The sequence below is a fragment of the Shewanella sp. GutCb genome, from assembly GCF_002836135.1.
In the GTDB taxonomy this organism is placed as follows: Bacteria; Pseudomonadota; Gammaproteobacteria; order Enterobacterales; family Shewanellaceae; genus Shewanella.
The window spans coordinates 45450-55339 of the sequence record NZ_PJBL01000009.1 but is presented as its reverse complement, the minus strand read 5'-3'; the positions used below and the strand labels follow the sequence as shown (position 1 = coordinate 55339).

7 protein-coding genes are annotated in these 9890 nt (G+C 43.8%); 3 read left to right on the top strand and 4 right to left on the bottom strand.

Annotation, left to right across the window (positions count from 1 at the left end; all coding sequences use genetic code 11):
- Positions 1-115: 115 nt before the first annotated feature.
- A complete protein-coding gene (locus CXF86_RS06485; protein WP_102038631.1) occupies positions 116-1714 on the bottom strand; it encodes a M28 family metallopeptidase in 1599 nt (532 codons plus the stop codon).
- Between the two features lie 191 nt (positions 1715-1905).
- On the opposite strand from CXF86_RS06485, the gene CXF86_RS06480 reads away from it, so the two are divergent.
- Positions 1906-2931, top strand: coding sequence for a GGDEF domain-containing protein (locus CXF86_RS06480; protein WP_101091518.1), 1026 nt, complete (start codon positions 1906-1908; stop codon positions 2929-2931).
- Positions 2932-2948: 17 nt separating this feature from the next.
- Here the strand turns inward: CXF86_RS06480 and CXF86_RS06475 are convergent, their stop codons facing one another.
- The 3 genes from CXF86_RS06475 to pdsO form a co-directional block, all read right to left on the bottom strand.
- Positions 2949-3626: a class GN sortase gene (locus CXF86_RS06475; RefSeq protein ID WP_102038633.1), complete on the bottom strand. Its 678-nt coding sequence runs from the start codon at positions 3624-3626 to the stop codon at positions 2949-2951.
- A 2-nt stretch (positions 3627-3628) separates the two neighbouring features.
- The gene (locus tag CXF86_RS06470; RefSeq protein WP_102038630.1) at positions 3629-5920 is read right to left on the bottom strand and encodes a marine proteobacterial sortase target protein; all 2292 of its coding nucleotides are present in this window, start codon (positions 5918-5920) and stop codon (positions 3629-3631) included.
- Between the two features lie 74 nt (positions 5921-5994).
- The gene (gene pdsO, locus CXF86_RS06465; RefSeq protein WP_101091516.1) at positions 5995-6744 is read right to left on the bottom strand and encodes a sortase-associated OmpA-like protein PdsO; all 750 of its coding nucleotides are present in this window, start codon (positions 6742-6744) and stop codon (positions 5995-5997) included.
- Between the two features lie 224 nt (positions 6745-6968).
- On the opposite strand from pdsO, the gene pdsR reads away from it, so the two are divergent.
- Both pdsR and pdsS read left to right on the top strand, forming a co-directional pair.
- Positions 6969-7661: a proteobacterial dedicated sortase system response regulator gene (gene pdsR / locus CXF86_RS06460; protein WP_101091515.1), complete on the top strand. Its 693-nt coding sequence runs from the start codon at positions 6969-6971 to the stop codon at positions 7659-7661.
- Positions 7662-7685: 24 nt separating this feature from the next.
- Positions 7686-9872 (top strand): proteobacterial dedicated sortase system histidine kinase, encoded by a 2187-nt coding sequence (gene pdsS, locus CXF86_RS06455; protein ID WP_101091514.1) that lies wholly within the window; start codon positions 7686-7688, stop codon positions 9870-9872.
- The last annotated feature ends 18 nt before the right edge of the window (positions 9873-9890 follow it).

Below are 9890 nucleotides of genomic sequence, written 5' to 3'. Positions count from 1 at the left end.
TTCAGTGAGCTATCAGTTCTAATTATCATTAAACTGATTTTAGTTCCCTCTGTGATAGCAATAAAAAAGACACCTTGCGGTGTCTTTTTTATTGGTTGCTAACTATCTCTCTAAGCTATTTCCCATCTTGGGTACGCCTATTTTTAAAGTCAGACTCTTCTAGCCATTTAGGCCAATCATCATTATTGGCAAGCGTCGCAAGAATGTCGGAAATTAGGCTGATATCTTGGCGTACGCCACCTAAGGTCCAATTCGGATCATAGTCATCCGCTTCCTTATGGTATTTATGGGCAATGTAATCAGGATCTGTGTCACCAAGGCTCATAAATAGCAAACCCGGCACGCCTTCTTGCGCTAATGCGAAATGATCAGAGCGGAACATAAGTCCATTTTGCGGCAGAGGATCACCCTTTACAAAACGATCTTGATGCTTAGCAGCATCATTCAGGTAATGCTCCATTTCTGATACGCCTTCACCATAACGCAATATGTAATCGACGCTATTATTCACGTTCATGCCATCTATATTTAAGAAAGAGACAATCTTTTTGGTCGGTATAGGCGGTTGTTTTGCGAAATGCTGTGCACCTATTAAGCCCGTTTCTTCAGCGGTGAATGAAGTAAACAGTATTGAGCGCTTAAAGGGTTGCTCTTTAGCACGTAAACTAAATATTCTGGCAAGCTCGAGTACACCAGCGACACCACTGGCATTATCAACCGCACCATTATAGATATGCTTGACCCCTTTTTTATCGGTTCTGGTACCGAGGTGATCCCAGTGAGCATGCATCACCACCATTTCATCAGCACGGTCACTCCCTGGGAGTAACGCCATAATGTTGTATGACTGAGCACGTTCAATAGTGTTATTTAGCGCTAGGTTAGCCGTGGTTTTTAAAGAGACAGCCTTAAAATTGGGCTTAGCGGCTTTTTGCTTTTGCTGCTCATAATCTAAACCTGCCTCAGCAAAAATCTGTTTTGCGTTTTGATGCTGGATCCAACCCATTACACCCACTTGACTTAGGTTGTTATCATCATCAATTAAGGTGAATTTACTGCCTGTATTTGAGTTTTGCACCACGCCCCAACCATATGCCGCTGGCGCAGTTTCATGCACAATAAAAACGGCCTTTGCCCCCTGCCTCGCCGCTTCCTCATATTTATAGGTCCAGCGGCCATAATAGGTCATGGCATTACCTTTAAATAGTGCCGCATTCTGGGTAGCAAAGCCTGGATCATTAACCAATACAATGACCGTTTTATCTTTTACATCAATGCCTTGATAATCATTCCAGTCATACTCTGGTGCGTTTATGCCATAGCCGACAAAAACCACTTCGCTATTTTCAAGTTTAATGCGCTCGCTTATTTGCTGTGTGCGCGCGGTAAACTCGGTGCCATTGGTCAGGTTTAACGAACCAATATTCAAGGTCATATTCTGATCTGCTGTAACTTTTGCCAGTGGCACAGGCTGCAAATAACGGTCGCCAAAACCAGGTTTTAAGCCAATTTTCTTAAATTCGGCTTCAATATAATTTAGCGTCAATGTCTCTCCTGCTGACAAAGGCGCGCGTCCGCCGTACTCATCGCTAGCAAGTGTTTTAACATGGGTTCGATATTTATCAAGATCTAGCCCAACAGGGCTTTTATCTGAATGGGCAAATGATGGTATGGCTAACGCAGACAACACGCTTGCTAGTATGAGTTTTTTCACTGATTATCCCTTAATGTTTATAATCTTGTTTTTATTTTAATTATTTGCTTCTTTGTGGCTTATTTTCATTAAAGAGATGTATCCACAAAGGTAAATCATAATAGAATGGCTTTATAAAATGCACAATGATGCTATCTCTCATTCGCATAATAATGACAAAGTGAGTCAATTAATAAAGTTAAGGCAAGAAAATGTCAAATCAATTGCTAAGGGAAGCCGCGGCTAAGTTAAAAAAAGCCATCCCCTTGATGCTAAAACACCAAATTCCCACCACGCCGACCAATTATGCTTTGTGGTATGCGTATGTCGGTCAAAGTAGTCCAGAGCTCAATCGGCAGTTAGATGAAGTGATCAGTCAATACCGTACTTGCCCCCCGAGTCAGGGCGAGCGCTTATATCAAGCATACCTTTCAGATCCAATAGAGTTAGACGTTATTGAAATGCGTCAAAATCTCGATGCGATGGTGACGGATCTATCGCAATCATTGAAAGATACCAATCTCGATGCAAACCAATATCAAACTAAGATTAACACCAACTTTGATAAGCTAAACAAAATTGAAAACGAAGGTTTCTCTATTGAAGAAGTACTGACACTGGTTAAAAGTCTCGCCAGCGACGCACACGATATTAAAAACAGTACCCAGCACTTTACTGATCAGTTAGCCCATGCACAGTCAGAGATTAATCAGCTTAAAATTCAGCTGAAAAAATCTGAGCATGACATGCATTTTGATGCGTTAACTAGCGCGCTAAATAGAAGAGCATTTAATAAGGATATCAAAGGACTCATTGAGCAAACTCCCGAGGGATTATGCCTAGTCATTGCCGATATAGACCACTTTAAGGATTTTAATGATACTTATGGCCACCAGCTGGGCGATCAGGTGTTAAAAGCGGTTGCAAGAAGGCTCAATGAAAGTTGTCATGACGGTATTAAACTCTATCGTTTTGGGGGTGAAGAGTTTGCTTTATTGGTGCCAATGAGCCAATTAGGTCGGGCGAGACAACTTGCAGAATCAATGCGCCGTAGCCTTGAAAAATTAATTTTAAAGGATAAACGTAAAGATCAACGTGTCGATAATGTCAGAGCATCATTTGGTGTCGCTCAATACCAAGAAAAAGATACCGATTCAACATTGATTGAACGTGCCGACAAACAGCTCTATGAAGCAAAGCGCCTTGGTCGCAATAGAGTGATGCCGATGACTCATTAAGCTTTTCCCCATTCCGACTAAATCGCTTCTACTTTATCAAACGGCACTGCGGTAACCACATAACGCAGTGGCCCACCCGCCACAGCACTATCAAACGGATAACAAGTCACTAATGTTAACTTCGTCTCTCCGACATTGTCCATCACTGAGACGTCACTTTCATGTACAACTTGAGTCTGCATTACTTGATATAACACTTCTATGCCCTCAGCATTTTGTAAGGTGATGAGTTGCCCAATTTGAGTACCACTTAATAGCGAAAAATGGGTATCTCTATGGCCGGCTATGACAGTATTACCACGGCTATTAATCTTTGCAGAAGACAATACTTGAGCGGGACCAAAGGCTAGGTTACGACCCGATGCACCCGATAACACGTATAGACTGCGGTTTTTCGTGACTGATGCATTCTCCCTTTGGATAGGTGTTGCTGTCACCTCACTGTTTGAAGCAATAAACTCAAGTTTGGCGACCGGATATGTGTCAGCCCACGACCAAGGTTTATGTTGCTGCTGATCATCAAGTGTTTTCTGCCACGCTTGCTGTATTAAGAATTGTGCAAAGTAGGCTTTGGCTTGCATATAAGCTCCTTGACTAACAAACGTTAGCCCTAAAATGAACAGTAAACAGGTAAAACCAATATGCAGCCGCCGATATGTAAAGCTGAAGCGCACTGCTGCATGCCGATAAGCCATACTCATGTAATAACCTTAGTGACTTGACGGCGAGTACCACTGCCATTACCGCAAAAGGACACTGAGTAAAGTATCGACAAACCCAATAGCATGCTACCCAATATTAACCAAGCATAGCTACTGGTCGCGGTTTGCGGTAAACGCTGCCATCCCTTTGGCATATGAGGTGAAACCTGTCCGTCAACAACCATGACACCATCAGGTCGAGCTGGTGTTTTATCAATGGCAACTAAACTGGTATAAGCACTCATCACATGATAATTAAGCGAGATGGCCGTGATCTGCTTTTCAATTCGATCATTATTAGCCGCTTCTTTTGATAGCTCCAATGCTGCAATCTGTTTTCTGGCCCAAATTAAGTCTAAGCCCTTAGCGCCAGTGCTCTTTTCTATTGAAAGTTGTTGCTGCCAAAACTGGCCCGCTAACTGACCGCTAACGACGAACTCTTTCTCGCTATAACTGGGGAGCTTCATTGCAACCATAATGGGCTCGTGAGCATACAAATCGGGAATAGTGGCTGGCCAATAGTCAGGAATACTGCCATCAGCAAAGCGCAGCTCCACATCGGTGACCGTGGGTTTTTCAAGTTTATCGAGCATCGCGACCATTTTACTCTTCACTTCCGATTGCTTGCCTATATAGGTATAAGTGCCACGCCCCAACTCTGCTGCTCTTTGCATAAAATGGCCATTAGGGGCGGCGCCAATGCCAATCGTAAATAACCTACTACCTTGTAATTGATTACGAATTTGGTTGAATAGCTGCGGTTCATTACCCACGGCACCATCAGTAATAAACAACACCTGACGTAAAGACCCAGTTGAGCTAGCTTGCTGATTGAGCGCTTTATCTAAAGCAAGTGACATCTCTGTGCCACCATCAGCTTCTAAGCTTTTCACATAGGCTTGAGCCCTTCCTATGTTCTTAGCATTCGCCGTAAGGGACTGCTCTGCCAGTGCATACACGCGAGAGTTAAACTGCAAAATATTAAAGCTGTCTTGAGATGAGAGTCCAGATAACGCATAAATAATTGCAGATTTAGCTTGCTCAATAGCCTCTCCAGACATTGAGCCAGATGTATCTATTACCAAAATGAGTTCTCTTGGGGCGACCACTGTAGAGATACTCCCTTGTTGTGGCGGAAGCAGCATCACCAGTGCATATTGCGCTTGTGGTGTTATCGGTCTTTTTCCGCTCTTAGCGTCATCACTAGAGTGTGAGATCAGGCTTAACGGTGAGCTTGGTTGTGGGTCTAATTGTGACTTTGAAGCTTGATTAGTGTTTTGATTTAGCTGATGACCTAAATAGGTTTTACCCTGTTGGCTGAATATTGCAGCCGTTGGTGTACTGCCGACACTCGGTCGCCAATTTAATACAAAGTCACTGTTGGCCTTTGCGGCGATTAAATGAATATTGGCTTGACCATCATCGTTCCGCCTAATGTTCACTTGATGATACGGGCTATCAATCTCACTGATTGCCAACCCCGCATCTAGCTCTACTTCGATATCAACGCTATTGATCCAGTTTTGGCTTTTATTTTGACTGACACTATTCCAAACATCCACTGCTGCAGTGGCATAATTTGCAACTGATGTAGCAATGAAAGTTGAGTTTGAGTTTGAGTTTGAGTTTAAATATGCTGCAGCGGATCCCGATTTGGGATAATACCTTGGCGCCACAACCATAGGAAAACGCAAACTAAACATACCTTGGTCATAATTGACCAGCTGTTGATAATTGAGTTCCACGACCAAGGTCTCTCCAGGGGCTAAGTTGGCGACTTGAGCGCTGAAAATATTAGCTTTTTTTTGCTCCAGTAAACTGGCTTTTTTACCGGCCTTTTTTGCTTCATTAAATAAAGCTTTAGCCTTACGTTTTTCTTTTATCTCGCCCTCGATGACTCTATCGCCGATCAGCATTCTGAGACCATCGACGGCTGCTTCACTAGGCAGAGGGAAAACATATTCACCATTGACCCAAAACGGTTGGTCATTATGAAATTCATGCCGCACAGACACTCGGTTGGTCCAGCCAGAGACCTGCATATGGACTTGTGTTTTCATTGGCAATGACACGTTTTTGTTCCCCATGGCATCAAAAGTAATCAAGCTACCTTGCTGGATCTCATCATTTAATCGATAAGCACTATCGGCTGATTCAAATCCAGCGGGTTCAGTAGATCCTGTCGCGCTCACTGCTGCCGTATACATCGTCGAAACTAACAGTAACAAAGCACGTTGCCAATGCCGTACTCCTTGGCGTTTGTTAACCAATATCATTTGCCTAGCCATCTTTATCTCCTTATAAACGCTAAGCAATCTGAACAGAGACTTCAGACTGCTATATCAGCGTGACTCTAGATGGGTTAGCGAGCAGGATTGGCTGCTAGTTCGCTATCATGTGATTGCAGTTTTAGGGTGACGCGGCGGTCAAAAAAGTCATTTTCAAAGTTCTGTTCCGCCGTTAACGGCGATGTCGCGCCATAAGCTTGATAATGCAAACGGTCATTAGCGACACCTTGTTTCACTAAATAGCTTGTCACTTCAGCAACACGCTGCTCCGATAACGCTTGGTTATAATCGCTATCACCACGTCTATCTGCATAACCAGTGACATCTAACGTCAACTCAGGTGACAGCGACATCGCGTAAGCCACATCATCAAGTTGCTGAGCAAAGTGAGGTTCGATAGATGATGAGCCCGTTTTGAATTGCACATTAAGACCCAATGCTAATTCAGTTAGCTTTTGCTCCTGTGCCATTTTAAGTGTTGTTAGCTGTTGCTGAGCAGCTTCATATTGAGTTGATAATGCGATTAATGATTCATTTTGTTCATTAAGAGTGGCGAGCTCACCTTGCTTACTATCTAGCATCACTTGCTGGTTTTTTATCTCATCATCATCGCCTACAGACTTGCCCAATAAGCTCCCTGCAAAAGCTCCAATAATGGCGCCGACAGGGCCACCGACGACAGCGCCAACAACAATGCCAGAACTTAACCCAATGAGCTCTTCGTTATGACTACGTTCTGTGCTTTCTGCCGTTTCAGCGGCGCTAGCGTGAGATGAAAGTGTGATAGCGGCAATAACCAGTGATGCGATAATATGCTTTTTCATAATATGTCCCTTTTAAGTGTTAACTCATATTCAGTTGCCGAGATACGGCGTCATTTCAATAACGCTATTAAACCGCAGCCAAATGTCTTCAAAAGGGAGCAAACATGGCAATTTAAATATCAAATGTGGCAACAAAAAGGCAATCGACTCTACTGCCTTTAAACGCAGATAAAATCCTGTATAGTCACAATCAATTACAGAGATAACGCTATAAGTAACAAGCCATGAAACGAATCGCGATAGTAGAAGATGAAGCCGCCCTTAGAGAAAACTACAAAGATGTTTTGCAGCAGCAAGGTTATAGCGTTCAGGCTTATGCTAATCGACCTGAGGCAATGCGCGCTTTCAATACTCGACTACCTGATTTAGCCATTATTGATATCGGCTTGGAGTATGAGATCGACGGTGGATTCACTCTTTGCCAGTCACTTAGAGCAATGTCGAGTACAGTACCGATTATCTTTTTGACCGCTAGAGACAGTGACTTTGATACCGTATGTGGTCTACGACTAGGCGCTGATGATTACCTCAGTAAAGATGTTAGCTTTCCGCACTTAATTGCTCGACTTGCAGCGCTGTTTAGACGCTCAGAGCTTAAAGATACCAGCAATGACAATAATCCATTGGTCGAACATGGTTTGCTGTCGATTGATATCAACCGCATGCAAGTGTATTGGTCAGGCATTCAGATTGAGTTGACGGTCACCGAGTTTTGGATGGTGCATGCACTTGCGAGGCGACCAGGCCATGTCAGGCAGCGCCAAGAGCTAATGCAAGAGGCTAAGATATTTGTCGATGATTCAACCATTACTTCTCACGTAAAACGGATCCGTAAAAAGTTTCTCGCCCAAGACACGCAGTTCAACTGCATTGATACGGTTTATGGAATGGGTTATCGATGGGACGCACAAAGCTAATAGTTATTCTATATCGAGAAATATATGTTTAATCTTCCTATAGGCCTACGTGCCAAAGTCGGTGTCTTATCTCTATTCTTGCTGTGTCTGCCATGGCTCGGTTACGAATATGTGTGGGAGATGGAAAAGTATTTACGCCTTGGCCAAGAAAAAACCCTCGAAGGCACCACTCAAGCACTTGCCACTGCATTACACGAGCGGCCAAAACTATTTGATAGTCAAGCAAGCTTCCTAACTCAGGTAGAGAAAGGTCGCGATCTATACGCTTATCCATTAGCAGGCCCTATTCAACTTGATGGCAAGTTAGGTGACTGGCAGCCGTACCGTCACAGCTCACTGCACTATGGTGAAGATTATCAAGTATATAAGCACGATCCAGCCAAGCCATTAGGCATCGAATTTACTCATATGGTGGGCAAATATGCTGGTTACCTTTATGGCTTTTTTGAAGTCACCGATCCGCAGGTTATCTATCGCGGTAAAAACAGCTTAAGCATTGACCGCAATGATCATATCGCCATTGCAACTTTAGCCCCCGATGGACAGTTTCGCCGCTATGTTGTTGCCACCACTAAAGATGGTTGGATCAGCGCATTTGAGCTACCAGAAGATCCAGCACTGACAACGCCTGTGACACCCGAAGTCAAAATTCAGGGTAAATGGCTTAAATCAGCTAAAGGCTACAACGTCGAACTGCGGATCCCACTCGAGATGGTCGGCAGTAAACTCGGATTTGCCATCTATGATGTAAACGACAGTAATACTCGACAATTAGAAGCGATTGTCGGCACCTCAGCGATTGATGATGTGAATAAGCTCGGCACGGTATTAGTGCCTTCGCCAGAAATCGAAAGCATCATTAAGGGCATGGCCCACAATAGCTCAAGGATCTGGGTCGTCGATAGGCATGGGCGAGTACTGGCCAAGTCTGGTGATATCCGCTCCGACAATAGTGTTTGGGCGCGCTCCACAGTCGAAAAAGAGGGTAAGAGCACCTGGGACAGGTTTAAGCAGCAATACCTATACCCGCTTTATTATAAAATTTTAACTATCCCTGCTAAAGACTTTATCGATTCATTACAAGACTCAACCGTACTGCAAGGCAGTCACATCAATAAAGCATTAAAGGGCAAACAGGGCTCCACATGGCGACTCACACCCGATAACAAAGCAGTGGTTTTAGCCGCTGCCAGCCCTATTTGGATCGATGATAAAGTCATGGGTGTGGTCATTGCAGAAGAAACCACTCATGGGATCCGCACCCTTCGCAATAAAGCCTTAGAGAAGCTGTTTAATGTGATTTTAACGATTATGAGTATGGGGACATTGGCACTGTTCTTTTTTGCGTCCAACATCTCTAGCAGAATACGTAAACTGCGTGATGAAGCCGAGCGAGCAATTGATAATCAAGGACGTATTAAAAAGGCAATTAAAGGCTCGAAGGTCCGTGATGAAATTGGCGATCTGTCTCGTAGTTTTGCCAGTATTGTAAGTCGATTAGGCGAATATACTCACTATCTAGAAAACATGTCTTCGCGCTTATCTCATGAGCTACGTACGCCTGTTGCTGTGGTTCGATCGTCACTGGAGCATCTGAGTCTGCAAACGCTTAACCCTGATAGCCGTAAATATGTTGACCGGGCACAGGAAGGTGTTAACCGCCTTAATATGATCCTCAATAATATGAGCGAAGCCACACGACTCGAAGAGAGTTTAACCCATGCTGAAAAGTCACTGTTCCCACTAGAGAAAGTGATTAGTGGCTGTATGCAAGGGTATCAAATGACCTACCCTAATCAGCTTTTCAAGATTGATGTCGACTCACAAGCTATGTATGTCGAAGGCGTACCAGAATACATTGCGCAGCTAATGGATAAGCTTATTGCGAATGCGCTGGAATTTAGCACCCCAGACAGTGCTATCGAAGTGAGCCTTAAAGCACACAATAAAGTTGCCCATTTATCGGTAGCCAACTATGGCACGCCCTTGCCTGACAATATGTCACAGCAGATCTTTGAATCTATGGTCTCTGTCAGGGCTCAGAAAGCCCAAGATAAGCCACACTTAGGACTTGGACTTTATATTGCTCGATTAATCAGCCTATTCCATAAAGGAAAAATCAGCGCACAAAATAGAGTCAATGAACAAGGCGCTGTTTTTGGGGTTGAGATTTTAATCCAACTGCCTATCAGTAAAGAAAAACCAGCATAGCGAAATGTATGAACATAT